Origin of the sequence: Gracilibacillus saliphilus (genome assembly GCF_010994085.1) — a bacterium.
Taxonomy (GTDB): Bacteria; Bacillota; Bacilli; order Bacillales; family Amphibacillaceae; genus Gracilibacillus; species Gracilibacillus lacisalsi.
Genome location: NZ_WJEB01000027.1, coordinates 14115 through 39802, shown reverse-complemented (window position 1 = coordinate 39802; position 25688 = coordinate 14115). Strand labels below are relative to the sequence as shown.

Here is a 25688-nt window from a genome sequence, read left to right as displayed (position 1 = left end):
TTGATTGCCATTGCGGTTGGATGTGACTTGTAGTATTGTTGTGTTGGAAATGGAGGTGATTTCATGAAGGAGAGGCAACGGATTCTCTTAAAGAAGTTATTGCTAGCAGATGGACAAGTAGCTTTAGTGCAGCATTTGGCCGAAGAGTTAAATTGTTCAGAGAAAACCATTCGTAATGATTTGCAAATAGTGGAATCGTTTTTAAAAGAACAAAGTAATGGGCGATTGATTAGAAAGCCTGGTGTCGGTGTATCGATTGAAATTTCTGATGATGAAAAGCAGGAGATATTATCATTAATACAGTCTGAAAATAGGGAGAAAAGAAGTGTTTTGGACGTTTTAGAACAAAAAGAAATACTATTTCAGCTTCTTATTCATGAAAATATCTCTATTCAACAGTTAACAGATCGCTACTTTGTGTCACACTCTGCCATAAAAAAAGTGATTGAAGAGATGGAAACATGGTTGAAAACTAAAAATGTACAGATAAAGACTAAACAAAAAGTTGGTATAGTAGTCGAAGCAACAGAAAAGGATATTCGAATAGCAATACAGCATCTCGATTTCTATAAAGAAGAGAAAGACTCACGAGATTTTTCTTTTGTGTATCAACAAGTGCAAGAACATGAACGACAAGCACTGGATCAATTTTTTTTAACCTTTATTCGCCATTATCAAATACCACTAACAGATGAAAGTATAAAGAATTTAAAAATCTATATCATTGTAATGATGAAAAGGTTGAAATCAAACCATATGGTAGATATAAGTAAAGAACATATAACTTTTATAACAAAGAAACAAGAATTTCAATGGATGGAGAAATTAGTGCAGGACTTAGAGCGTATCTTTCTTATTAAAGTCCCAGAACAGGAAAAGGTCTACTTAACGATGCAATTTCTAGGTGCAAAGTTTCAGGAAAGGCATGGCGATGTGTCTCATTTTGATGCGGATGTTGACCAACAAGCAGAATGGCTGACAGAAGTGCTGACCAAACGGCTGAGTGTTTTAGCATTAATGCCTTTTGGTCAGGATGAAACATTAAAAGAAGGATTAAAGGTACATCTTTATTCGGTTATCAATCGATTGAAATATGAACTCCCTGTTCAAAATCCGCTGGCAGCAGATATTAAACAGATGTATCCGTTTATGTTTGATGCTTTAATTACAGCATTTCAGGATATGGAAGAGGAATTGCCATTTGAAATTCCAGAAGATGAAGTGGCATTTTTAACCTTGCATTATCAAGCTTCAGTGGAACGAATAAGAGGGGAACGCCAGTTTAACAAGAAAATAGTAATTGTGTGTCATATGGGGATTGGCGTATCAGAAATATTACGTTCGAAAATTTCTGCATCGTTTCATGAAATCGATGTTATTGCAACACTTTCACAAAATAAATTGGAACTGTTTTTAAAAGAACAGTCAGTAGACCTAATTGTTTCGACTATGCCTATAGAGAGTGAAACTATTCCATATGTGATGATTACCCCTCTTTTTAACGAGCATGACAAGAATAAGCTGCGAAATGCCTTGCTTGGAAAGAGCCTAGGTAATCGTGATTCTGTATTAAGAAGTTATCTAAAAGACGAGTATGTATTTTTAGATTTAGCTATAGAACATCGCTTCGAATTAATAGAGAAATTATCAGAGAGATTAGTTTATGATGGCTTGGTAGAAGAGGATTATGGTCATCAGGCGCTAATTCGTGAACGAGCAGCAGCTACAGCAATCGGTGGTGGTATTGCCATTCCACATGGGGACCCAAATTTAGTAAAAGAGTCTGCCATAATAGTAGCAACGTTAAAAGAACCGATTACATGGGGTACGGAATTAGTCTCTTTAGTTTTTTTCCTCGTATTAAAACAGGAGCCATCCGATAAAAGAAGAAAGCTATTCCACCAGTTATCTAGGTTAGCAGGCAATCCTGAGAAAGTTGCCAAACTAACCGCTGTAACAGATGTGGATGATTTTTTAGCTATAATAGATTAAATAATCCTTGCAGTTCTGAGAATTGTAAGGATTTCTTATGTTAAGGTAACAGTTTTTCTCATGATAACAAATGGGGCAATTTTCCCTGTTCATCTGAACTAAAAATATCATTTTTGCCGGAAGTAGTGGTAAGTTTCTTTTATTTTGATAAGCCAATTTAGGGGTATACTATAGGTAATTACAACAAGGGAAGGTGTTACAAATGACAAAAATATTAGCGATTACATCTTGTCCTAATGGGATTGCGCATACGTATATGGCTGCTGAGAATTTGGAAAAAGCAGCAGAAGAGATGAATATAGATATTAAAGTGGAAACGCAAGGCTCGATTGGGGCAGAAAATGAATTAACTGCTGCTGAAATTGAAGAAGCAGATGCGATCATCATTGCGGCTGATAAAACAGTTAATAAATCCCGTTTCGTTGGTAAGAAATTAGTAGCTACAGGTGTGCAGGAAGGGATTCGAAACCCCAAGGATTTAATTAAACAAGCATTAAGTGATGATGCCCCTGTTCATAAGGGGGAAGCAAGTAGTAAAAAAGAAAAAATGCCGACTGCTTCAGAAGGAACGAAGCAAAATCCAATTTACCGTCACTTAATGAACGGCGTCTCCTTTATGGTGCCATTTATCGTTGTCGGTGGTTTATTGATTGCAATTGCTTTAACTATAGGTGGTAATCCTGGAGAAGGTGGAATTACAATACCAGAGGATTCCTTTTGGAAAACAATAGAATCAATTGGTAATGCAGCCTTTAGCTTTATGGTACCAATCCTTGCTGGTTATATTGCTTACAGTATAGCAGATCGTCCTGGTCTTGCACCAGGTATGATTGGCGGTTATATTGCTGCAAACGGCAGTTTTTACGGTAGTGAAGCAAGTGCTGGTTTCCTTGGTGGTATTATTGCAGGTTTCTTAGCGGGTTATGTGGCGTTATGGGTTAAGAAAATTAAAGTGCCAAAGATGGTACAACCCATTATGCCAATCATAATTATTCCAGTAATATCTTCTTTAGTAGTAGGTCTTCTTTTTGTATTGTTAATCGGTGCTCCAGTAGCACAAATTTTTGAATCACTCACAGGTTGGCTTGCAGGTATGCAAGGAACAAGTTCGATTTTATTAGCACTTATTTTAGGTGCGATGATTTCATTTGATATGGGTGGACCGGTTAATAAAGTAGCCTTTTTATTTGGTGCCGCCATGATTGGGGAAGGTAACTATGAAATCATGGGCCCCATTGCAGTTGCGATTGCGGTGCCACCAATTGGTTTAGGTTTGGCAACATTAATGTTCAAAAATAAATTTGAACAAGCCCAACAAGAAACTGGTAAAGCATCTTTAACAATGGGATTCTTCGGTATTACGGAGGGTGCGATCCCATTTGCGGCACAGGATCCTTTACGTGTGATCCCAAGTATTATGGTCGGATCGATGACAGGTTCAGTTATTGCGATGTTAAGTAACGTTGGAGATAGTGTAGCACACGGTGGTCCAATTGTTGGGATATTAGGCGCGGTTGACAATGTATTGATGTTCTTCGTTGCCATTATTATTGGTTCGGTAGTGACAGCGTTCATGATCAAGTTAGTGAAAAAAGATGTAGATAATCCGGTAATGGAAGAAGCAGAGGAAGAAATAAGTGATGAATCTGCCGCTCAAACAGTGGAACAAATCGAGAAACTAACAGACATTACAAATGTTGACTTAATCGATCCAGAGATAAAAGCAAATGACAGAGATGAAGTTATTGATGAAATGATTGCAAAATTAGATGCAAATGATGTGTTAACTTCTAAAGAGCACTTCAGAAAAGCAATATTAGATCGTGAAGCAGAAAGCTCTACAGGTATCGGTATGAATGTGGCTATTCCTCATGGCAAATCAGATGCAGTAAAAGCACCACGCGTTGTGTTCGGCCTTCAAAAAGACGGGGTAGATTGGCATAGTGCTGATGATTCTCTAGCGAAACTGATCTTTATGATTGCCGTACCGAAGCATGCGGAAGGAGACGCACATTTGAAGATTCTGCAAATGCTCTCCAGAAAATTAATGGATGATCAATTTAGAGAGCAATTGTTAAATGTAAAATCTGCAGAAGAAGCGTATCAATTGTTAGACCAAATACAATAACAGTAATCCCCCTTCTCCAGTTATCCTGGAGGAAGGGGGTTTTTTATTGTCAAACAAGAAAGTATAAAATCAGTGCAACCACCGTGGTTAAGTGAAGTAGTTATTTTGAAATATTTTATGTGTATTTGCCAATGTTTCCGACTAATTACTTCGCTTTACGTGGGTAGGATCTTACTAACTTTGCAAGTGGATTTTCGGCTTGGGAAAGTTAGCTAACGGGGGAGGGAAATGGATAGCCGGAGTGGTCGTCAAGCTGTTCATATATTCCGTCATTACTACCAAAGTAATCGAGATCTAAATAACATTTAATGATGGACCGGCGTTGGTTGCCCAGTTTTTCTTATGAGACAAGAAAGTATAAAATTTTCGGAGATGTCTAGCTCCGAACGCCCAGAAACTAGGCGACTTCACGAATCGCCCTCCGATAAGTCATCATCGGTTCGTAAACTCACCGTGATTCCTTTATCTCAGTTGATGCGTTCCAGTCGCTACGTTTCTAAACGGGCGCTCTGCGCTTTTCTTGTGCTAATCTGATCCAAATTACCCTCTACGAAAAATCTTGTTAGATTACCTTACATGAAAATTGTGGGGCACTAGCTTTCAGCTTACACTGTATTTAACAGTTGATGTTAATATTATTTACAAGGAGAGGGAAAAGATTATGGATACTGTACTTATGGATAATTTATGGGTCATTATTGGTACTTTTTTAGTTTTATTAATGATTGGTGGATTTATTTTACTTGAGGCTGGTTCTACTCGAATGAAGAACGCCGGCCACATTGCAGGAAAGACCATTTTTACAATTGGGATCGGCTCAATCGTATTCTGGGCTGTCGGTTGGGGCTTCATTTATGGTGATGGTAACATGTTTATCGGTTTATCTGATTTCTTCTATGGTGATACATCATTTAGTGAAGATGGTTTATCCCCAGCAGTTGACTTTATGTTTCAAATGATGTTTGCACTCATCGCCTTAACCATTGCATTCGGTGGTTTCGCGGAACGTGCAAAATTATCAGCATATGTTATATTTGCAGTTTTATTCTCGGCACTTGTTTATCCAGTTGTTGCTCACTGGATTTGGGGTGCAGGCTGGTTAGCGGATCATGGTAAGCAAGACTTTGCTGGCTCAACAGTTGTACACTTAACAGGTGCAATGGCAGCACTAGCAGCAACAGTTATTTTAAAACCCCGTATAGGTAAATACAATAAAGATGGTTCTTCTAATGAGTTAGCAGGACACAACCAAGTATATACAGCATTAGCAGTATTACTACTTTGGGTAGGTTGGTTTGGTTTTAACGGTGCAAGTACGTTTGGGGTAGAAGACGCATTCTTTGGCTATGTTATTTTAAACACACAATTAGGAGCGGCAGCTGGTGCAATCGCAGCAATGTTACTCGTTTGGGCAGTAACAGGAAAAGCAGATGTCCCAACGACATTAAATGGTGCATTAGCTGGTCTGGTAGCCATTACAGCATCATGTGGTTTCGTTGAACCATGGGCAGCAGTAGTGATTGGTGCGATTGGTGGTCTGATCGTTTACGCTAGTATGCGATTCTTTGATCGTGCTCAAATTGACGATCCAATCTTTGCATTATCTGTTCACGGTACTGTCGGGGTTTGGGGTACGATTTCCACTGGTTTCTTCGCTACACATGAATTGTCAGTCGGCATGGATTGGGGTCAACCAGGTTTATTCTACGGTGGTGGATTTGAGCAATTAGGTGTTCAGATCCTAGGTGTTGTAGCATCTGGTGCTTATGCATTTGTTGTATCATTCATTATCCTTAAGATTATGGATAAAGTAATGGGAGGATTAAGAGTTTCTGAAGAAGAGGAAATTATTGGCCTTGACATGAGTGAGCATGGTAGCTATGGTTATCCTGAGAATATACCACACCCGAATGAACAAGCGAAATAATGCATCGTTCTTCGATAAAGGAGAGGACCTCCGTCATGAGTTACGAAGACATAAGGAAATGGCGTGAACAACAGATTCAAGTACAAATGGACCAAGAACAATTAAACGATTTTCACGATGATTTAATGCTGAAAACCGTACAATTAGCAATGGAGAAAGTTAAGGTAGAGCAGGGTGAAGTCCCTGCTCCCTTCGCTTTTTTTCTGATGGGTAGTGCCGGTAGAAGAGAACAATCCATATGGAGTGATCAGGATCATGGGATTATTTTTAATGGTGCTGAAAAACATCAGGCCTATTTTCAAAAGTTAGGAACAGAGATTGTTGATGGTTTGGAAATAGTCGGTTATGAGCGATGTGAAGGTAAAGTGATGGCATCTGAATCATTATGGACGAAATCAATGGAAGATTGGAACCGTCAAGTCAGCGACTGGCTTGATGAAGAAAGTTGGCAATCATTACGCCATTTCTCCACTTTCTTTGATTCACGTGTCTTAGTAGGGGAAGAAAAATTACTGGAGGGCGTTAAACAAGTAACATTTTCATATATTCAAAGTCACCCAGAAATAATGAATAGACTGGTGGATAATGTAGGCTTTATTCAAAAAGGCGTCGGAGTATTTGGTCAGTTATTGCCGCAACAATCAGGAAAAAGAACAGGTCAGATTAATATCAAAACGACTGCATTGTTTCCATATGTTAACGCGCTACGACTATTAGTTTTAGGTAACCATATCATGAAAGCACCAACTCTTGAAAGGTTTGCAGCTCTTAAGGAGAAATACCCCTTTTTATCTGAGTATCACAGACTGTTTGAAAGTTTGCTAGCTTTTAAATTTCAGTTCACTAAAGATGCAACTGAATATGAAGAAGTACATTATATTCCTTTAAAAAAATTATCAAAAAAAGACAAACAGGAGTTGAAGGAATACATGAAAAAAGGTACGGAACTATTTCAGCAGGCAAAAAATATGATAGAAAAAGAGTGTTTTAAATGGTAATGAATCAAATGCTTCAATTTATTAAGCAGATGTCAGGGAAAATGAATGATATGAATCCTGTAACAAGTCAAACAGATGCTAGAAAGATTGCCTATATGCGTAATTTACAAAGAGAATTGAAGCAAAAAGATGTGTTGAATACAGCTTTTAAAGACTTAGCTGTAGTAGTGTTTGATATCGAAACAACGGGTTTTTATCCTTACAACGGAGATCGCATTCTCTCGATAGGTGCAGTGAAAATGAAAGGATCAGAAGTCTTAAGAGACCAGTTATTTTATAAAACGGTTTATAGTGAATTACCTCCTTCAGAAGAAATTGCAGCTTTAACCGGAATCACTGAAGCAGAACTAAGTCAAGCAGCACCGTTGTCAGAAGTGTTAAGGCAATTCTTCCAATTTGTTCGTAGCGATACTTTGATTGCCCATCACTCGAGTCATGAAAAGCAATTTATGAAACATGCAAGCTGGACAGCTTTGAAAACAAGTTTTCAGCATCGGATTATAGATACTTCTTTTTTAACGAAGGTTGTGTCTCCAGATGTTTCATTCGTGACATTAGATGAATGGTGTGATCACTACGGCGTTGATATTGGCCGCAGACATCATGCATTATATGATGCTGCAGCAACTGCCAAGTTATGGTCAGAGAATGTAAAAAAAGTAGAAGAAATGGGCTTTGCGAATTTAAAAGATATTTATACACATATTGCTAGTTTGCCTTAATTCTGAAAGGAGAGGAAAAGAACGTGAATCATGATATACCGGATCATATCGCCACCTTTCCGATTAGTGTAGTAAAGGAACTGACAAAATTAAGTGGAAGGCAAATTCGTTATTATGAAGAACAAGGTTTAATTTCCCCGGCTAGAAACGAAGGAAACAGAAGAATGTTTTCTTTACAAGATATCGAACGATTAAAGAGAATAAAAGAATTGATTGATCAAGGAATTAACATTGCTGGTATCAAGGCAATGTTAAAAGATTAAAAACCCCCCGTTTTGTAATGAAACAAAAAGGGGGTTTTTAATGTCTAAAACACAGTAATATACATATACTGCGAAGTAATGTAGATATGGAAAAGAGATATCCCCAGATGTGCCACGCTGTTCCGAGGAAAAAGGCTTCTCTTCCGGGGAAAAGTTCTTCTCTTTAGGGGATAAACGACTATATCCAGGGAAGAGAAGAAGATATCCACGGAACAGCAAGGGATATCCCCGGACGAGGAGTCCCGTTAATTTTGTAACTATATAGAATTTTCACTATTTCGCAGTTTGTATCTCCCCCCCCTTCACTTATAAGAAAAACAGTACCTTGCATTATACAGTAGTTGGTGGTATAGTTAAACTACAAAGTACTAATTGTATGCCAGTACTGTTTAATGAATAGTAGTGGCGAGAAAATCGGAGGTAAGCGAACATGAATATCCAATTTAAAAAAGGAGCGCTAGAATTATGTGTGCTTGCTTTGTTGAATAAGCAGGATCATTATGGTTATGAGCTAGTCAAAAAAATATCAGATCGAATAGCTATATCGGAAGGTTCTGTTTACCCTTTATTAAGGAGATTGAAAAAGGAGGAGTACTTTACGACTTATTTGCAGGAATCGGTGGAAGGACCATCACGTAAATATTACAAATTGACAGATAAAGGAAGAGATTATTTGTATGAATTACTCAAAGAATGGCAGCAATTCTCTGAAGGGGTAAATCATATAATTAAGGAAGGTGTTAGTAATGAATAAAAAGGAATTTTTAACGAGTCTAGAATCGAGACTGCAAAAACTTTCTAAAGAAGAAAGACAAGATATTTTGCAGGATTTCAATGAGCACTTCGAGGTTGGCAAAGAGGAAGGAAAGACGGAAGAAGAAATTGCTCATTCGCTAGGTTCACCAAGTCAAATTGAGAAAGAAATATTAGCTAGCTATTATGTTGAAAAAGTGGAGTCAACTTCATCTGCAAGTAATATATTCAAAGCTGTTTGGGCTGTCATTGGATTAAGTTTCTTTAACTTAGTAATTGTACTCGGCCCTTTTATCGCTATCGTCAGCTTGATTGCAGCAGGCTGGATAACCGGAGCAGCATTCGTATTGTCTCCGCTATTATTTCTAATTAATGTAGCTGTTTTTCCAGATTCCTTTGAATTTTTTGATATGTTTTTTTCCTTAACACTATGTGGACTGGGATTATTAGTTGTGATTGGAATGGTGTATCTCACCCGATTTGGTACTAAAGGACTGATCAAATATTTGAATTATAATGTCAATCTTGTCAAAGGTGGAATGAAATCATGATTAATGTAAAGAGAATCGTTACAATTGCTTGCGCGCTATTAATCGTGGGGATAATTGGTAGTATAGTTTCTTATCGTGTATATGAACCAGCTACCCTTGCTGTAATGAAGGAAGTTGAAAATGCCGAAATCACCACTATTGAAATCGACGCCAATAATGAAAAAGTAGAGATCATACCTACAACAGATCCTACCCCAAAAGTTGAAATGACGGGAACTGAGAGTAATCATGCTAAAACGGAATTAGTTGTAGAAGAAAATAATCATTCATTGTCAGTTCATACAGAACATGAGATGAGAAAATGGTTCAGTTTTAATTTCTTTAATAGTACACGTACGATAACAGTCTATTTACCTGAACAAGAATATCAGCAGTTAGCAGTTGATATAAGTAATGGCAGTATCCATGCTCGAAATTTAGCGGTACATGATATAAATGTAGAAACGAAAAATGGAAAAGTAGAGCTTAGTGAAATTGTAGCGGATACCTATCACTTAAGAACGTACAATGGCAAAATTGATCTTACAAACGTGGAGGGAGAATTGGCAGCAAGGGCAAATAACGGTGCAATTTCTCTGGTAACAGCTAATTTGGACCGCAATATCAACTTTGAAACAGATAATGGAAGAATTAAGATTCAGAGTGAAAAGGAACCTACTAATGCGGTACTTGATACAAAAGTAAACAACGGAAGCGTAAATTTGTTTGGTAATTCGAATTATAATACGGTAATTGGAGATGGAGATAACCTGGTTAAATTAACAACGAAAAATGGCAGTATTACGGTAACTCAATAAAATAATTTAGGAGTGAACAGCTATGGTTCACTCCTTTAATATTTATAGATATGTTAAGTACAACCTATGACTGCATTCTAGCTTCTTACTTGGTACTAATCGCCCCTAAAACCCTGCTGAGGGAAAGCTCACTTCATCAATCATGCCATTAACTTATAATCGTATGGTAATCATGAATGTTTTGCAATTGCCGATAATAAATATGGTTACTTATTAAATAAGTCAAATACCCCGCCAATACCACCTTCACCTTTATTTCCACCTTTTTCAGGAAGTGCAGCAAATACTTTACTGGCAAGACGGCTAAATGGTAATGATTGCACCCATACAGTTCCTGGTCCTGATAGAGTTGCAAAGAAAATCCCTTCTCCACCAAATAGTGCTGTTTTGATTCCACCAACATATTCAATGTTATAATCCACATCACCAGTCATAGCAACCAAACATCCAGTATCAACACGTAGCTTTTCACCTGGTTGTAACTCACGCTTATGAATGGTGCCTCCAGCATGAACAAATGCCATGCCATCTCCTTCTAACTTTTGCATAATAAAACCTTCTCCACCAAAGAATCCAGTCCCCATTTTGCGCTGAAATTCAACACCTATAGCCACTCCTTTAGCAGCAGCTAAGAAAGCATCTTTCTGGCATATTATTTTTCCGTTTAATTCACTTAAATCCATGGGTACGATTTTCCCTGGATAAGGAGAAGCAAAGGAGACATGTTTTTTACCTGCACCCTGATTCGTAAATGTTGTCATAAATAAACTTTCACCTGTAATAACTCGTTTCCCAGCACCAAGTAATTTACCAACCAGTCCTCCTTGATTGGCAGACCCGTCCCCGAAAATTGTTTCCATCGAGATATCACTATCCATCATCATTAAACTCCCGGCTTCAGCAACCACTGTTTCCTGTGGATCTAACTCGACTTCAACAAACTGCATATCGTCTCCGTATAATTGAAAGTCAATTTCATGATTGTTCATTTCCATTCAACTCCTTTGTGATAGGCTATTTGTATATACGTATCTTATCACAGATAAGATTCAAGTTGTCAGAAAATTCTAAAACAAGTGAATAAATATTCAATTATTTTATAAAAATGTTGATATTAGCGCATTTCTATTAATTGAAGATGAATAGCAAATTTAGAGCATATGAGGAAAATGTGGAGAATGAAAAAGAATTTAAAAGAATTTCGCAAAATATGTTTACAAATAGATAATATATGGTACTATATACTTGAATTCATTAATAAATGAAGCAATTTTTTTAGGAAAGGGGATAGTTGACTATGGTAACTTCTTTATACATGGTTTCTTTAACTATTCTGCTTACTTTTCTAGTTTTATCTGCAATTGAAAAAATTACGTCACGCAGAAAAAAACTAAAAGTAGATATGAATTTAGAAACAAACACGCAAGCACAACCGGTAATTGCTGGTAAAGAGATGAGATAAGCAACTAGTTATTTGATGAGAACTAGCTGAGATATAGCCTCCTGATGATTATTAGGAGGCTTTTTGTTTTTTTAAAAGACTATTTTGAAAATTATTAAAATTAGAACTTTTTTTAATCCTCTTTGAAAGTGCACTAATTCCCCTTATAATGTAGTTTGTCTTTTGGAAAATAGCTTCAATTTTCTGAAAATTATTATTGTTTAACTATGGAGGTGGATGGATAATGGGAGAAAAGAAAAGATTAGGCTTATTCCAACGAAGCCTTAATCGAATTGAATATATAGGAAATAAATTACCACACCCAGTGACACTTTTTGTCATTTTAGCATTTATCGTGTTGATAGCATCAGCGATTGTGTCCAGCTTTGGTGTTTCCGTAGCACATCCGGTTAATCCAGATGAGCAAGTATCGGTTAAGAACTTATTGAATACAGAAGGAATCACTTATATCTTTACAAGTATGGTAGATAATTTTATTAACTTTGATCCATTCGGGGTTGTACTAGTAACGATGCTTGGGATTGGTTTAGCAGAACGTACTGGATTAATTAGTGCTGGGTTACGTGCATTTGTTTTAGCATTACCAAAGCCATTAATCACAGCAGGTTTAGTGTTTGCGGGTATTATGTCTAGCATGGCAACAGATGCAGGATATGTTGTCTTGCCTCCACTAGGTGCAGTCCTTTTTGCTGCAATAGGTCGTCATCCTTTAGCAGGTCTTGCTGCTGCCTTTGCTGGTGTATCAGCCGGGTTTAGTGCCAACCTTGTCCCGACTGCATTGGAACCATTACTAGGTGAAATGACGATAGCGGCGACAACAGATGAAGCATACGCTGAAACCATGAATATTCTAATGAATTATTACTTTACAATTGTCTCCGTATTTGTATTAACATTAGTAGGTACATTTGTAACTGAAAAAATAGTAGAACCAAGATTGGGTGCTTACACAGGCAACTATAAAGAAGATGCAACTGGCATAACAAAGGCTGAGAAAAAAGGTTTAGCATATGCTGGATTATCATTGCTAGTTAGCTTAATTGCCGTATCCCTTTTAATTGTTCCAGAAAATGCACCATTACGTGGAGAAGATGGAGCTATTATCATTTCACCATTTATGAGTTCATTGGTGCCGATTCTTTTCATTCTGTTTTTTATTCCAGGTGTTGTATATGGGATTGTAACGAAGAATATCAAAAATGATAAAGATGTTGCTAACCACTTATCAGATTCAATGGGGACAATGGGGCTGTTCATTGTTCTGTCCTTTGCAGCTGGTCAGTTTGTAGCATTCTTTGATGAATCGAATTTAGGCATGTTAATCGGTGTGTATGGTGCGGAATTTTTAGACAGTATTAGTTTAACTGGTATCCCACTATTAATTGTCTTCATTATTATTGCTGGTATTATCAATATTTTTATTGGAAGTGCAACAGCAAAATGGGCAATGATGGCACCTATATTTGTTCCAATTATGATGCAGTTCGGCTATTCTCCGGAATTGACACAGATGGCATATCGTATTGCGGACTCGTCAACAAATATTATTTCGCCATTAATGACATACTTTGCTTTAATTATCGCTTATGCACAAAAATATGATAAGAAAATGGGAATTGGTACCCTCATTTCAACCATGTTCCCGTATTCCATCTTTTTCTTTGTCATTTGGACGTTAATGTTAATCGCGTGGATACTATTAGGAATAGACCTAGGACCAGGATCCCCGGTCCATTATAATAATTAAGAAAAAGGATAAAAACCTTATCACGGGTTTTTATCCTTTTTTTAAAAGGTAAGAACTATATAATTAGCGCAATGAGCGTGTTTAACGAAGTTGCCATTTTGAAAGCTAGCTAGTGCAAGTCAACCGCTACGGCTGACCGTTTCGCTTTCCAAGAGCATGCTAATCCCTGAGGAGTCGAAACGGTCGCCTTCGCTATTCTTTTTTCTACAACGAATAATAGAGAAAGCATATTGGGTTTTATAAACCTTGTTAGTGATTTCCTATGTCATGCCTGCACTTTCACAGGGATAACAACTCAAGTTGCCTGATCTGACAAATGTTGTAGCACATGTATAAAGCGAAGGCCGCCCACTTCAACTCCTGTGGGAATGGTTTGACCTGAAGATCCACTTTTTTGAGCGAGTTTTGCTCAAAAAAGTTAGCTGAAGGACAAACCCCACGGAAAGGGAAGAGGGCAGCCGGAGTGGTGATCAAGCAGTTGATATTATTTCATAATAAACACTAGAGGAAGCTTAAATCTGAGCATTTAGTGATAAGGACTGAGTGAATTTTGCTCAGTTTTCTTATGCGTGTCTCATGGAGTGGGGAGTTTCTATAAAACGTATTCCCACTCATCTTTTAGATGTAAATAAAGTAGTAATAACCATTCCTCGTTACTTTTGATACTGTTTTGCGTCTGATCTTCAATTTTTGGCAAGAGTATTTCACTGACTTTCGTTGTTAGCGTTCTTTTTTCTTGTATACCCATATGAAGAATTCGATGTACGTAGGTCTGTAAAAGTCGCCAATCCTTCTGATTAAATTGCTTCAAATGATAAGGTTCTAATTGTAAATCTTCTTTTCGAATCCCTTGTTGCTCGATATATTTTTCAAGTGGCGATTGTTTAAGTGACTTTTTTCGCCTTTCATGTACAACAATCGTCCCTGCTGTTATATCTCCTAACCGCTTATGTTTAGAATGAAAAAAAATCATGATAATACCAACTAGATACGCACTTGGCATCATATCTATCAGTCGCACAAAGTTGCGAATGATACTCGAAAGAAAAGTAATATTATGTCCGTTTTCCTGAATAACACGGATACCTAGCATTCTTTTGCCAATTGTTCGTCCTCCCCAGTAGTATTCAAGGAAAATGAAGTAAGCAAAGTGAAATAAATAAATAATGATGATGAGAATTACTAACAGAATACTATCGAGATGCCCTGAAAATAAATCACTGAAACTATTATTAAACGCTAGTATTAAAAGAAAGATCGTTAATAATTGTGTTAAAAAAATAAGGGTGAAGTCAATGATCTGGGCAGCAGCTCTCGATCCTAAACCAGCTAATTGAAATTGTAAGGAAACATATTCGGGTGTCTTTACCTTTAACTGTTCTTGTTCCATGTTTAACCTCTTTCCTGTTACTTTTTCAGAAGAACAGTAGCTTTCTGTACTGTTCATTAAGTCTATTTTCCATTATAATAAAGTAAAATGCTAGAAAAAAAGGTGATTATATGCAATTAAATCAATTCATCAAACAGCATCGCCAAGACTGGGAACGGTTAGAAAGACTGGTAAACCAATTACCAAAGCAAAAGTCCAGCAAAATTATCGAAGAGTTTCAACATACATACCAGAAAGTTTCCAGACAGTTATCGTATAGTCAGACATTTTTTCCAAATGAAGATGTAACCAATTATTTAAATGAACTAGTTGGAAAAGCACACAACATATTATACCAATCCCAGCATTCTTCATGGAAACAAGCCTATCATTTCTTTTCCAGCAAATTTGTAGGTTTATTACTGGAACAATGGAAGGCAATTATGATTGCCATGCTTTTGTTTTGTTTTGGAGGTATTGCGAGTTTTTTCGCTGTAGTTGAAAATCCAGCTCATTTATATGGTATCCTACCGGAAAATATGGCACAGTCATTTGATCCTGAATCGCTCGGCGAAGACCCGGCAGCTGTTGATGCACCTGTCATGTCGACAGAAATTATGATTAACAATATTCGGGTCGGTATTCTAGCCTTTGCTGGTGGCATCACATTCGGATTATTGACTGTATATGTATTAATTTATAACGGTATTATTGTTGGCGCAATTGCAGGACTTTTTTTCAACTATAGCAATTCATATGTGTTTTGGGCTTATATTGTCCCACATGGCGTCATTGAGTTAATTGCTATTTTTATAGCAGGTGGTGCAGGGCTTTTAATGGGATACAAATTGTTTGTACCTGGTAAGCATTCGAGAGGGTACCAGTTAAAGACCCAAACAATAAGGTCCGTTCAACTGATGCTAGGAACGATCCCGTTATTTGTAATCGCTGGTACCATCGAAGGGTTTATCACTCCTGCTGATATTTCGTTAGAGATGAAATATGCTGTAGCAGTTACGACCGCTATTGGTCTGATTGCTTACATGATCATCGGTCATTTTCTTTTGCGCAAAAGAGCTCTACAACAATCCACGGTTTAATGTTTCAATATAATGGGAAACAGAAGTGACTGCTAACCGTTCAGCAGGTGCTTCGAGCATGGGTAGTCCATGCTTTTCCCATTTCCTCATCACTTGTTTCTGGTTGATGTACTGTTTTTGTGCCATGCTTTTTTCCATTGCCGCTATAGTATCATCTGGCTTCATCTTTATTTGTGCTTGTAGTAGTCGATCTTCAATGCCTAGCATGACAAAAAGGTGTTTTTTTCTTATTTTTTTCATATAAAATAGTTGATAATCTTCATTCACAAATGTTTGCACATCACTAAAGAGCACAATCATACTACGTTTTCGTTGGATCGATTGGGCATGCTGTATAGCAAGCGCATAGTTGGATTCTTGTGCGTCTACTTCTAGGTCATATATCGTTTGTAAAATGGTATCTAAATGTTCTAATCCTTTTCCACTAGGCACAACTGCTTTAATTTCTTTTGAGAAGGCGATCACAGATACTTGGTCACCGTTTTGCAAAGCTGCTGTTGCGAGCGTAATTGCCGCTTCAATAGATTTTTCCAACCGGTTTCCTTCTTCTAACTCAACTCCCATCATGCGACCGCAATCAAGTAAGATTGTAACACTTTTTCCATGTTCCGGTTCATATTCATTAGTCATCATCTCTTGTAATTTGGCAGATTGACGCCAATTTATTTTACGTGGGTCGTCGCCAACGACATAGCTCCTAACCTTTGAGAATTCCCCAACACCACTTCGCACTTTTCGAATCTTGATGCCTTCGTGTAATAAATATTTCTGAGCACTTGCTAAATATTTTTTGGTCTCTGATAAATTAGGTATAACCTTTACTTCATCAGACAGGTGATAAGTAATTTGTTTTTCCCAGAGTCCCATTTTTGTTTTTAAACGTACATATAACGTATTTATTTGATATTTTCCTCTTATTTGAGGAAATATCTCATACGAAATAGCAACCGATTTTCCGCTAGGAATCAACTGGTTGGTTGGAAAAATAGTTTGAAATGATTCAGGTATTCCATCTATTAACCGAACGGTATATGTGTCGTTTGTGCGATTGTGAAAATGAATGGTTACCATTTGTTTCGCATAACGCTCCATTTCGTCAGCTATTGTCCGAGCTACCTCTATGTCTTCTTTTTTTGGTAGTAGGAATGCATCTATGATTAATAGACCTATCATTAGTAGCGTGGCTATTCCTAGAAACAGCCACGAAAATTGCCAGATTGATAGAATAAACATAGCTAAGGTGAAAAGGGCGTAATAGGTAATCAGTTTGTATGTAGGAATGATCCCTTTATCTCGGAACAGCAACCGATCCCACAAGCTCTTGAATCGTTTCATCGATATCAGATCCCTCCAATTCTGCATATGGAGATAGTTGAACACGATGACGTAAACTAGGAATAGCTACTGTTTTGACGTCATCCGGTGTTATATAGTCACGTTCATCAAGATAGGCCCAAGCTTGTGCTGTTTTTGCTATTGCGATCGCAGCACGAGTACTTGCTCCATATTGAATATGTTCCAATTCACGTGTTTTACGAACAATTTTCGTAATATAATCAGCTATTTCGTTACTAATGTTTACTCCTTGAACTTTTTGTTGAATTTCTAGTAATGAATCATTGGAGAACATCGCTTGAATCTCCAAGGAATTGGATTGTTTCTCGATTACCATTTGTAAGACAGAAATTTCTTCTTCCAAGCTAGGGAAGTCGACCTTGAGTTTAAAGAAGAAGCGATCTTGTTGTGCTTCAGGTAACGGGTACGTACCTTCAAATTCAATAGGATTTTGTGTTGCGGCAACAAAAAAGAAATCTGGTAATCTATAAGTATCTCCTTGAATGGTAACTTGTTTTTCTTCCATTGCTTCCAACAGCGATGCTTGCGTTTTAGCAGGTGTACGGTTGATCTCATCTGCTAGCAAAACATTTGTAAATATCGGGCCCTTTAAAGTTTGAAAGTCATGTTCTTTCATATTATAGATAGCACTTCCTGTGATATCACTTGGTAGTAAATCAGGGGTGAACTGTACACGTTTGAAGTCGCTATCTAGTAACTTAGCTAATGTTTTTACCATTTGTGTTTTACCTGTTCCTGGTACCCCTTCTATTAATACATGACCACCAGCTAAAGCAGCGGCTAATAATAATCGTAAATTTTTCTGTTGACCAAGAATATGTTGTTCATAGTTTTCTAATAATGACGAAATCTTTGAAGTCATCGTTACTCCACCTCTTCTCGTATTTTGTCTATTTTTGCAGACCAAGAAAGATACTCTTGTTTATTTAACGATTTGCTGGCTAAAATGGTTTCAATTCCTTGAGCAATATAATCTAATTCTTTTGTGGAAATAGCTGTTTTGCCTGCAATCTCAGCTAATCTTTCCGTCCAATTTTGCTGATAAGGTATACCATATCTTTCTCGAATAACTTCTTTTAGATAGTCAAGCTGGTATTCGAGCGATGCGTAATAATTTTTACCTTTTGCTTGCCAAATTGCGATCGCTCTTAACCTTTCATTACTTAAACGGACTGTTTCTTCTCGAACAGGGTAAATCGGTCCGAAGCGTTTACCTTGATTCCATAGGATAAAAATCGCCATGATGATACCTTGGACCAATAATACATAAGCCCAACCTGGATATAATTCAAAATGAGATACAAGACCACCTGACTTCGTTAAACTATATTCATCAAAAATAACTGGTCTTGATTCTTCGAATGGGATCAGGTTAAATACTGCAGACGTGTGATCATGCTTGGTAATTTGATCATTTGTAAGCCAGGTTGGTTCTAAAAGTACAATTAAGGAGCCTTCGCCAATATGCCGTTCGATTGCAAGTGCACCAGCATCATCCTCTAGCAGCACGTCGTCATCTTCGTTTGTCGCCAAACGGACAAAGCTGTTTTGGAGCACTTCCAACTTCTTACCTTGATAGTCAGCTTCTGTTGTTTCTGACTCTGATCCGGTTAATGCATATTCTGTTTTCAGATTAAAGAGTCCATCCGGATTTTCTTTGGCGAGCACGATGGTATTACCCTGTCTTACATAATCGAGATAGTGATTTTCAATTTGTTGATCTGTAAACACTGGTGGATTAACTAATACCCTTAATGTTTCTTTTGTCATCGTGGGAAGTGTTTCTTCTTGGGTAACATCATGCCCATTTTGTTCTAAATATGTATAAAGCGCCTTAAGCCCTGTTGGGGATGGCGACTCGACCAGATAAGGCGGATACTCTTCTGGTGTATTACTAGTCGAGATTACACTGACTACGATAAGCAAAAGAAAAAATAAGATTCCAAAGATCCAGCTTCTTTTTTTTCCAAACATTATCGTTCACCTATTTCTTTTGGGTCTGATTGCTGCAAAATGGAATCAATCCATTTACTAGTTTCGGCCTTGAACTTTCGATAATCATCTTCAGTGATGGACTGTTCACCATATGTGACTTTCTCGAATAATAAGGCTAAATTGTAAAAGTCTACTGCTAGTGTTTTATTGCTCTGCTTCAGTTCATCGTAATAGTCCCAATTCGTTTTCCACTGATTTGCTTGTAAAAAACCATACTCATCAAAGATTAACAACAACGCTAGAAAATGATGCCTTGTGGCACGGCGGAAATCAGCTTGTGCTTCAAAATCATTGGCAGCGTGCAAATGTTCGTGATAGCTCCAAGCTAATTCATCATGCTTTACAAATGGTTGCCGATTGGATAGTTTTCTTTTTCTCACTGTGAACATGACCAAAGCGATCATACCAAGTATCACTACAGCTGAAACAATCAGTATAATGAGGGTAATAATCAGATTACCAGTTGTCGAAGAAGGTTCAAAGGAATCAAATAATAGAGCGAGAATGTCGCCAATCCAGTCTGTTATACGATCCCATATTCTTTCTAAAAAACTGCGATTATCCTCATAATAGACTTGATATTCTTGTTTACTTAAAATGTCGTTTAACTGATCTTGCTCTGTTCGAAAAGATGACATGGCCGATCTCCTTTACGATTCTTCTGTCACTTCGTATTCTTTAATCATTTCCTGTAAGTCGGTACCTTCTTGTCTAACAGTAGCGTCAAAATACATAACAGCATAACCAACGGTAAACACGATAGAAGATATTAACGAAATGATGTTGGTTAATAAATGTGCTAACACACTGTTTCCTAAAAAGATAAGTGGTAGTTGTAATATCCCACTAATAATGGTTGTAATAATCAGAAGCACAATAAATAAGCCAAAGAATTTCCATGTTTGTTTCTTTGTTAGGCGCCAACTCTTCGATAATCCTGGTGCGACATTGTCAAAGAGTACAGCGGGTAAGTATAAGCTCCATTTTGTTAAGAGTAAACCTACACCTATAAAGATACCTAAAGAAGAAAGCATCAAAAAGCCAAAAGTCAAAATAGGGTGTATGATTGCGAGAAGAACACTTATAAAACCAATTACAAAAAAACAAGGTAAGAGTATTCCAAATGTGATAAGACCAAAAAGCATGGTGCTTCCCAGAAGTGGCCCATATCTTGGCAACGTTTTATTGATCATTTCTTTCGCAAATATGTCTTTCCCTTCTCTTGCGTTTTTGACTGCCCAAGTAACGGCACCTGCAAGAACCGGGATGGCAAAAACCATTAGCAGATCTACGAACATGGATATTATGTCCTCTTGTATGGTGGTGTTGACGACAGAGTCAGCACCTGTAAGCAGTTGATCAACCAGACCTTGTCCTGGGTCACCGCCAATAATAAAATCGCGTCCGCTTAACGTTAAAATAAAAGCTTGTAGCGCAAACAACGGTACCATTACTAAAAAGGTAATAGTAAATAAAGATTTAAAATTGGATTTGATAATACGAAATGTTTGATCTAAAATTTCGCCAAATCCTAATGGTTTTGTTATGTTGTCTTTCATTTCCAGCTATTCCTCCCTATGTATAAGTAATCATACATAGCCTATTTTAACATGATTTCCAATTGATGGGGGATAATTTAGAAGGGATTTGTAAAAAATAGGAGGATGAACCAATGTCATCCCCCCCTAAATCTTTAAGCTGCTTTCTTATTTGCTTGATCTGTTTGTGTTTTTGTTTTTAAGAATAGTGATAAACAGAGACCGATAATCGATAAGATCGTTGCGATCCAGAAAGCGGTATTGTAACCACTGATTGCTGCATTACTAGCGACTTGGTTCATTGCTTCTGCTTCTGATAAACCTTCTAATGCTGCTTGGTCTGGCTGATAGTTGGTTGCAGCAGAGGTCATGACGGTAATCAATATCGCCGTTCCAATGGAAGCAGAAACTTGCTGCATCGTGTTTGCCATTGCTGTCCCGTGTGGGTGCCATTCTGGTGGTAGCTGGTTTAATCCTGCTGTCATGACAGGCATCATCACTAATGAAAGGCCAAACATACGAATGGCATAGATCGTAACAAGAAAGCTATATGCTGTATCCATTTCTAGACTCGTAAATAAGAAAGTCGTAATTGTTACAATGGTCATGCCAATTGCTGCTAACCATTTCGCGCCAAACTTATCAAATAACATACCGGTTATAGGAGACATAATCCCCATTACAATCGCACCTGGGAATAGCATTAGTCCAGATTCTAAAGCGGTAAAATCTCTTGTGTTTTGCATGTATAAAGGCAACATGGTTTCTGCTCCGATTAGTGCCATCAGTACAATCATTGTAATGATTAAGGACAAGGAAAAAATCGGGTATTTAAATACACGAAATTCGAGCATTGGATGTTTTAATTTCATTTGACGGATAATAAATAAGGTAATGATTATTGCACCAGCTATAATAATTGCTATTGCTTGACCATCAATTTGAGCACTGGCTTCTCCTCCGCCATGTCCGCCACTGAGACTGCTAAATCCATATAACAGACCCCCGAATCCAAATGATGATAACAGAATAGAAAGAATATCAATCTTTGGATAAGTTTGTTCTGTTACATTTTTAACAAAGATCGTAGCGATGGTAATGGCAATAATCACGATTGGTAGTACTACATAAAATAACCCTCTCCAGGAGAAAAATTCTAGTAACCAACCAGAAAGTGTTGGTCCGATTGCAGGTGCAAAGGAAATAACAATCCCAGCCATCCCCATTGCAGCTCCACGTTTCTCTGGTGGGAATATTTTTAACATAACCGTCATCATTAGCGGTAGCATGATACCGGATCCGGCAGCTTGAATAACTCTCGCTACCAACAGTAATTCAAATGCATGGGAAATCGATGCAATAAATGTACCTAACCCAAAAATACTTAAAGCTGTGATAAATAGTTGTCTTGTTGTAAAGCGTTCAATTAAGAAAGCAGATATTGGTATCATGACACCATTAGTTAATAAGAAGGCAGTAGTTAACCATTGTACTTGGTTTTCTGCGATGCCAAAATCCTCCATAATGCTTGGCAATGCAGTTGCTAGCAGCGTTTCATTTAATAACCCTACGAAAGCACCTACGAGCATTACAGCGACGATGGGTATCCTTTTTACTTCTGTTGGATTTACTTGTTGATTCATTTAATTACCCCCTTGTTTGCACAAACGCTCTAGTCTTAATACGTCTGTATGAATCGTTTCTTCGCCTTTTAAAAAGTGTAGTGATACTTCTGCGGTGATAGAATATGGTGAATGGTTATCAATTTCCTGTTCTATCTTTTTCACTACTTTTAAGAGTTTGTCTTGATTAGGAAGCTTTTTTTGCTTAATAGCTGCTTTTAAATCTTTTAACACACTTTCCAATGTTTCGTTTTGAGTTTCGTTTAAAAAAGGATCCATGTCATTAAGATTATTAACAATGCTGTCGATGTGATGACATATCCAATTACTTAATTGTTGGACGTCAAATTGGGTTTGTTTGATAAACATATATAACAAATACTCTTTCAGCATACCTTCTAAAATGACAACCATATCGGTAAGAAATGGTTTTATTTTTTCCCCATAACACAGATAGAATATCTCCTTATGTTTCTGTGTTAGCGAAACATGTAGTTCATCCATTTTTTTATTAATTTGTGGGTCCTTTTTTGGTTGAAACTCATTCAACATCACATGAATAAAAGGCTGGTGTTCCATCCATGCTGTCATCTCGTGTTGTATATACGCAGCTAAATTGCGATTTGTTTCATCTATTTGATGGGTACTGTTAATAATTTTGTTGTGATGTTCATCAATCATTTCCAGCATTAAATCCCGTTTAGAAGAAAAATAATTATAGAAACCGCCTTTAGAAATACCTGCCTTTTGGGCTATTTGCTGGACAGATGTTTCATTAAACCCATGATCTGAAAACAGTATTAAAGCTGTATTCATGATGTGCTGTTTAGTATCCAATTGATCACCTTCTGACTAAATGGTCACCATAATGACTTTTTGGTCACGAAAGCTATTGTATTAAATATCGAGTCTAGTGTCAACGTATAAAAATTAAATTTACAATAAAAAAACAATGCTCTCATTAGCATTGTTTCGTGAATCGTTCAGCAATTTTTATAATCGTTTCGGTAGCTTTAACCATATTATCGACGGAAATATATTCGAATTTTCCATGGAAGTTCTCACCACCAGTAAATATATTAGGGGTTGGTAATCCTATAAAGGAAAGTTGTGAACCATCTGTTCCACCACGAATTGGTTGGATTAAAGGCTCAACTTCGACATCTTTCATAGCTTCTGCTGCTATATCTACAATATATTTAACAGGTTCGATTCTTTCTGCCATATTATAGTATTGATCCTTCATTTCTAGCTGGATACATTCTTCACCATACTGATTTTGTAACTCCTTGACTATGGAAGTAATCAACTGTTTTTTCTTATTAAATTTATTTCGGTCATGGTCACGGATAATATAATATAACTTAGCTTCTTCTACATCCCCCTTGAATGAAAGTAGATGAAAAAAGCCTTCATATTCTTCTGTATACTCTGGAGCTTGTTCTGCTGGTAATTGTGCTTGAATTTCCATTGCTATTTTAGTTGCGTGAACCATCTTCCCTTTTGCTGTTCCCGGATGAACATTGTTACCTTGCACAGTAATTTTTGCAGCGGCAGCATTAAAACTTTCGTATTGTAGTTCACCTAATGGTCCACCATCAATCGTATAAGCAAACTGAGCACCAAATCGATCTACATCAAATTTATGAGGACCACGCCCAATTTCCTCGTCTGGCGTAAAAGCGACTCTGATTGTACCATGTGGAAGATCAGGGTTTGCCATAAGATATTCTAATGCGGTCATGATTTCAGAAATACCTGCTTTGTTGTCAGCGCCAAGCAATGTAGTACCATCTGTTGTTATTAAGGTGTGTCCATTATAGTTTGCCAATGAAGGATACTCATCTGGTGACAGGACAATGTTTTTCTCTTTGTTTAATAGAATATCTTTGCCATTGTACTGTTCGACTACTTGAGGTTTTACTCCTTTACCGGTAAAGTCTGTTGCTGTATCAATATGGGCAAGAAAGCCAATTACTGGTACATCTTTATCAACGTTACTCGGAAGAGTCGCCATCACATAGCCATGTTTATCAACTGTTACATCATGCATGCCAATATCTTTTAATTCTTCTACTAGCAAATGTGCTAGTTCCCATTGGCCATCTGTTGAGGGACAGTCCGGGTTACTTTCATCTGACTGTGTATCGATTTGTACATATTTACTTAATCTTTCTATTAGTTTCTGTTTCATGTTAAGGCCTCCATTTCAGTTGCGATATGTATAGTTTTACCATTAATCATATCATACTAATGCTGAAAGAGTGTCAACGAGAGATTTTAAATAGATTTATGTATACTAGTATTAATAATTATTGTATAAAAGGAGTCAGTATATGTCTGATAAAATCCACAAACGGAAAAGTGAGCATATAGCGTTAAGTTTGAAAGAAGAGGCATTAGGAGAAGGAATAACAAATGGCTTCGATCTATATCGTTTTCAGCACAACGCATTACCTGAAATCGATTTTGAAGCGATTGATATCTCATCGACATTTTTTGATCAACACCTACGGACACCTTTTTTGATTAGTTCGATGACTGGTGGAGCAGAAATGGCTGAGAAGATCAATCGAAATCTGGCGATCGCGGCAGAACAACAAGGTTGGGTCTTTGCTTTAGGCTCAACAAGGGTGATGTTAGAAAGCGAAAAGTTCCGTCAATCTTTTCAAGTTAGAGAATATGCACCGAATACACCGATTATAGCAAATCTCGGGGCAGTACAGCTGAATTATGGTGTGACAGTTGATCAGGTTAAACAGATTGTAGAGTGGACAGATGCCAATGCGTTGGTCCTTCATTTAAATACGATTCAAGAGGTGATTCAATCCGGAGGGGATACGAATTTCAGTAATTTGCTGCCTAAAATCGAGAACTTGATTCAGTCGCTAGCTGTTCCGGTAGGGGTGAAAGAAGTAGGATTTGGGATTGACGGAAAAACAGCAAAACGATTAATCGATATTGGTGTTTCCTTTATTGATGTCGCTGGAGCAGGTGGTACATCTTGGAGTCAAGTAGAGAAATTGCGTTCTAAAGAAAAATTTAAGAAACAGGCAGCAGAAGCTTTTGCAAGCTGGGGAAATTCCACTGCAGTTTGTTTAGAAGAGGTTTCCGGTATAATGCCGGAAAAAAACATCATTGCCAGTGGTGGTATTCGCAACGGTCTCCATGCAGCTAAAGCGATTGCATTAGGTGCCGATTATGTAGGTTTCGCCAGGTCGATTTTAAAAGAAGCGGTTGATTCTGCTGAGAATGTGATAGAATGGATGCAAGTTCGCGAGTTAGAATTGCAAATGGTCATGTTTGGTGTAGGTGCTGTAAACTTAAAGGCATTACAATCTACTGACCGATTATATAAAAGATAGAGG

General features: G+C 37.4%; 23 protein-coding genes. 13 read left to right on the top strand and 10 right to left on the bottom strand.

Features of this window, described 5'->3' with window-relative positions:
• The first annotated feature begins 63 nt into the window (after nt 1-63).
• The 9 genes from GHT08_RS15740 to GHT08_RS15700 all read left to right on the top strand — a co-directional run bounded on the left by GHT08_RS15740 (nt 64) and on the right by GHT08_RS15700 (nt 10131).
• Entirely contained in the window at nt 64-1992 is a 1929-nt protein-coding gene (locus GHT08_RS15740) for a BglG family transcription antiterminator (RefSeq protein WP_163582427.1), read from the top strand.
• A 202-nt stretch (nt 1993-2194) separates the two neighbouring features.
• Nucleotides 2195-4120 carry a fructose-specific PTS transporter subunit EIIC gene (locus GHT08_RS15735; RefSeq protein ID WP_163582426.1) on the top strand — a complete coding sequence of 642 codons (1926 nt, stop codon included), beginning with the start codon at nt 2195-2197 and terminating at the stop codon, nt 4118-4120.
• Nucleotides 4121-4781: 661 nt separating this feature from the next.
• Complete coding sequence (locus GHT08_RS15730; RefSeq protein ID WP_163582425.1) at nt 4782-6047, top strand: ammonium transporter; 1266 nt, start codon at nt 4782-4784, stop codon at nt 6045-6047.
• A gap of 35 nt (nt 6048-6082) precedes the next feature.
• Nucleotides 6083-7045, top strand: coding sequence for a DUF294 nucleotidyltransferase-like domain-containing protein (locus GHT08_RS15725; protein WP_163582424.1), 963 nt, complete (start codon nt 6083-6085; stop codon nt 7043-7045).
• Nucleotides 7039-7767: an exonuclease domain-containing protein gene (locus GHT08_RS15720; protein WP_163582423.1), complete on the top strand. Its 729-nt coding sequence runs from the start codon at nt 7039-7041 to the stop codon at nt 7765-7767. Before GHT08_RS15725 ends, GHT08_RS15720 begins: the two co-directional genes overlap by 7 nt.
• Nucleotides 7768-7790: 23 nt before the next feature.
• The gene (locus GHT08_RS15715; protein ID WP_163582422.1) at nt 7791-8030 is read left to right on the top strand and encodes a MerR family transcriptional regulator; all 240 of its coding nucleotides are present in this window, start codon (nt 7791-7793) and stop codon (nt 8028-8030) included.
• 430 nt (nt 8031-8460) lie between these two features.
• A complete protein-coding gene (locus GHT08_RS15710) occupies nt 8461-8784 on the top strand; it encodes a PadR family transcriptional regulator (protein WP_018932110.1) in 324 nt (107 codons plus the stop codon).
• Nucleotides 8777-9334: an HAAS signaling domain-containing protein gene (locus GHT08_RS15705; RefSeq protein WP_163582421.1), complete on the top strand. Its 558-nt coding sequence runs from the start codon at nt 8777-8779 to the stop codon at nt 9332-9334. The genes GHT08_RS15710 and GHT08_RS15705 overlap by 8 nt, the downstream gene beginning before the upstream one ends.
• On the top strand, nt 9331-10131 hold the full coding sequence (locus tag GHT08_RS15700; RefSeq protein WP_163582420.1) for a DUF4097 family beta strand repeat-containing protein: 801 nt from the start codon (nt 9331-9333) through the stop codon (nt 10129-10131). The genes GHT08_RS15705 and GHT08_RS15700 overlap by 4 nt, the downstream gene beginning before the upstream one ends.
• 206 nt (nt 10132-10337) lie before the next feature.
• Here the strand turns inward: GHT08_RS15700 and GHT08_RS15695 are convergent, their stop codons facing one another.
• A complete protein-coding gene (locus GHT08_RS15695) occupies nt 10338-11120 on the bottom strand; it encodes a TIGR00266 family protein (RefSeq protein ID WP_163582419.1) in 783 nt (260 codons plus the stop codon).
• A gap of 308 nt (nt 11121-11428) precedes the next feature.
• Between GHT08_RS15695 and GHT08_RS15690 the strand changes: the two genes are divergently transcribed.
• Nucleotides 11429-11593 carry a hypothetical protein gene (locus tag GHT08_RS15690; protein WP_153836654.1) on the top strand — a complete coding sequence of 55 codons (165 nt, stop codon included), beginning with the start codon at nt 11429-11431 and terminating at the stop codon, nt 11591-11593.
• A gap of 223 nt (nt 11594-11816) precedes the next feature.
• The gene (locus GHT08_RS15685; RefSeq protein WP_163582418.1) at nt 11817-13340 is read left to right on the top strand and encodes an AbgT family transporter; all 1524 of its coding nucleotides are present in this window, start codon (nt 11817-11819) and stop codon (nt 13338-13340) included.
• 592 nt (nt 13341-13932) lie between these two features.
• On the opposite strand, the gene GHT08_RS15680 is transcribed toward GHT08_RS15685, so the two are convergent.
• A complete protein-coding gene (locus GHT08_RS15680) occupies nt 13933-14730 on the bottom strand; it encodes an RDD family protein (protein WP_163582417.1) in 798 nt (265 codons plus the stop codon).
• Nucleotides 14731-14840: 110 nt separating this feature from the next.
• Between GHT08_RS15680 and GHT08_RS15675 the strand changes: the two genes are divergently transcribed.
• Nucleotides 14841-15809: a stage II sporulation protein M gene (locus GHT08_RS15675; RefSeq protein WP_163582416.1), complete on the top strand. Its 969-nt coding sequence runs from the start codon at nt 14841-14843 to the stop codon at nt 15807-15809.
• On the opposite strand, the gene GHT08_RS15670 is transcribed toward GHT08_RS15675, so the two are convergent.
• The 8 genes from GHT08_RS15670 to pepT form a co-directional block, all read right to left on the bottom strand.
• On the bottom strand, nt 15789-17144 hold the full coding sequence (locus GHT08_RS15670) for a DUF58 domain-containing protein (protein ID WP_337747648.1): 1356 nt from the start codon (nt 17142-17144) through the stop codon (nt 15789-15791). The two genes, GHT08_RS15675 and GHT08_RS15670, sit on opposite strands and share 21 nt — an antisense overlap.
• Nucleotides 17098-18027, bottom strand: coding sequence for an AAA family ATPase (locus GHT08_RS15665; protein WP_163582415.1), 930 nt, complete (start codon nt 18025-18027; stop codon nt 17098-17100). The genes GHT08_RS15670 and GHT08_RS15665 overlap by 47 nt, the downstream gene beginning before the upstream one ends.
• 2 nt (nt 18028-18029) lie before the next feature.
• Nucleotides 18030-19139, bottom strand: a complete 1110-nt coding sequence (locus GHT08_RS15660; protein ID WP_163582414.1) for a DUF4350 domain-containing protein — start codon at nt 19137-19139, stop codon at nt 18030-18032.
• A complete protein-coding gene (locus GHT08_RS15655) occupies nt 19139-19798 on the bottom strand; it encodes a DUF4129 domain-containing protein (RefSeq protein WP_163582413.1) in 660 nt (219 codons plus the stop codon). The genes GHT08_RS15660 and GHT08_RS15655 overlap by 1 nt, the downstream gene beginning before the upstream one ends.
• Nucleotides 19799-19810: 12 nt before the next feature.
• Nucleotides 19811-20719 carry a DUF7847 domain-containing protein gene (locus GHT08_RS15650; RefSeq protein ID WP_163582412.1) on the bottom strand — a complete coding sequence of 303 codons (909 nt, stop codon included), beginning with the start codon at nt 20717-20719 and terminating at the stop codon, nt 19811-19813.
• A gap of 134 nt (nt 20720-20853) precedes the next feature.
• Nucleotides 20854-22341 (bottom strand): MDR family MFS transporter, encoded by a 1488-nt coding sequence (locus GHT08_RS15645; protein WP_163582411.1) that lies wholly within the window; start codon nt 22339-22341, stop codon nt 20854-20856.
• Nucleotides 22342-23157 (bottom strand): TetR/AcrR family transcriptional regulator, encoded by an 816-nt coding sequence (locus GHT08_RS15640; RefSeq protein ID WP_163582410.1) that lies wholly within the window; start codon nt 23155-23157, stop codon nt 22342-22344.
• Between the two features lie 124 nt (nt 23158-23281).
• The gene (gene pepT / locus GHT08_RS15635; protein ID WP_163582409.1) at nt 23282-24514 is read right to left on the bottom strand and encodes a peptidase T; all 1233 of its coding nucleotides are present in this window, start codon (nt 24512-24514) and stop codon (nt 23282-23284) included.
• A 142-nt stretch (nt 24515-24656) separates the two neighbouring features.
• On the opposite strand from pepT, the gene fni reads away from it, so the two are divergent.
• On the top strand, nt 24657-25685 hold the full coding sequence (fni, locus tag GHT08_RS15630; RefSeq protein WP_163582408.1) for a type 2 isopentenyl-diphosphate Delta-isomerase: 1029 nt from the start codon (nt 24657-24659) through the stop codon (nt 25683-25685).
• Nucleotides 25686-25688: the final 3 nt, after the last annotated feature.

Coding starts and splice junctions, on each gene's coding strand:
- GHT08_RS15740 (WP_163582427.1), top strand. CDS start 64: ATGAAGGAGAGGCAACGGATTCTCTTAAAGAAGTTATTGCTAGCAGAT.
- GHT08_RS15735 (WP_163582426.1), top strand. CDS start 2,195: ATGACAAAAATATTAGCGATTACATCTTGTCCTAATGGGATTGCGCAT.
- GHT08_RS15730 (WP_163582425.1), top strand. CDS start 4,782: ATGGATACTGTACTTATGGATAATTTATGGGTCATTATTGGTACTTTT.
- GHT08_RS15725 (WP_163582424.1), top strand. CDS start 6,083: ATGAGTTACGAAGACATAAGGAAATGGCGTGAACAACAGATTCAAGTA.
- GHT08_RS15720 (WP_163582423.1), top strand. CDS start 7,039: ATGGTAATGAATCAAATGCTTCAATTTATTAAGCAGATGTCAGGGAAA.
- GHT08_RS15710 (WP_018932110.1), top strand. CDS start 8,461: ATGAATATCCAATTTAAAAAAGGAGCGCTAGAATTATGTGTGCTTGCT.
- GHT08_RS15705 (WP_163582421.1), top strand. CDS start 8,777: ATGAATAAAAAGGAATTTTTAACGAGTCTAGAATCGAGACTGCAAAAA.
- GHT08_RS15700 (WP_163582420.1), top strand. CDS start 9,331: ATGATTAATGTAAAGAGAATCGTTACAATTGCTTGCGCGCTATTAATC.
- GHT08_RS15695 (WP_163582419.1), bottom strand. CDS start 11,120: ATGAACAATCATGAAATTGACTTTCAATTATACGGAGACGATATGCAG.
- GHT08_RS15690 (WP_153836654.1), top strand. CDS start 11,429: ATGGTAACTTCTTTATACATGGTTTCTTTAACTATTCTGCTTACTTTT.
- GHT08_RS15685 (WP_163582418.1), top strand. CDS start 11,817: ATGGGAGAAAAGAAAAGATTAGGCTTATTCCAACGAAGCCTTAATCGA.
- GHT08_RS15680 (WP_163582417.1), bottom strand. CDS start 14,730: ATGGAACAAGAACAGTTAAAGGTAAAGACACCCGAATATGTTTCCTTA.
- GHT08_RS15675 (WP_163582416.1), top strand. CDS start 14,841: ATGCAATTAAATCAATTCATCAAACAGCATCGCCAAGACTGGGAACGG.
- GHT08_RS15670 (WP_337747648.1), bottom strand. CDS start 17,144: ATGAAACGATTCAAGAGCTTGTGGGATCGGTTGCTGTTCCGAGATAAA.
- GHT08_RS15665 (WP_163582415.1), bottom strand. CDS start 18,027: ATGACTTCAAAGATTTCGTCATTATTAGAAAACTATGAACAACATATT.
- GHT08_RS15660 (WP_163582414.1), bottom strand. CDS start 19,139: ATGTTTGGAAAAAAAAGAAGCTGGATCTTTGGAATCTTATTTTTTCTT.
- GHT08_RS15655 (WP_163582413.1), bottom strand. CDS start 19,798: ATGTCATCTTTTCGAACAGAGCAAGATCAGTTAAACGACATTTTAAGT.
- GHT08_RS15650 (WP_163582412.1), bottom strand. CDS start 20,719: ATGAAAGACAACATAACAAAACCATTAGGATTTGGCGAAATTTTAGAT.
- GHT08_RS15645 (WP_163582411.1), bottom strand. CDS start 22,341: ATGAATCAACAAGTAAATCCAACAGAAGTAAAAAGGATACCCATCGTC.
- pepT (WP_163582409.1), bottom strand. CDS start 24,514: ATGAAACAGAAACTAATAGAAAGATTAAGTAAATATGTACAAATCGAT.
- fni (WP_163582408.1), top strand. CDS start 24,657: ATGTCTGATAAAATCCACAAACGGAAAAGTGAGCATATAGCGTTAAGT.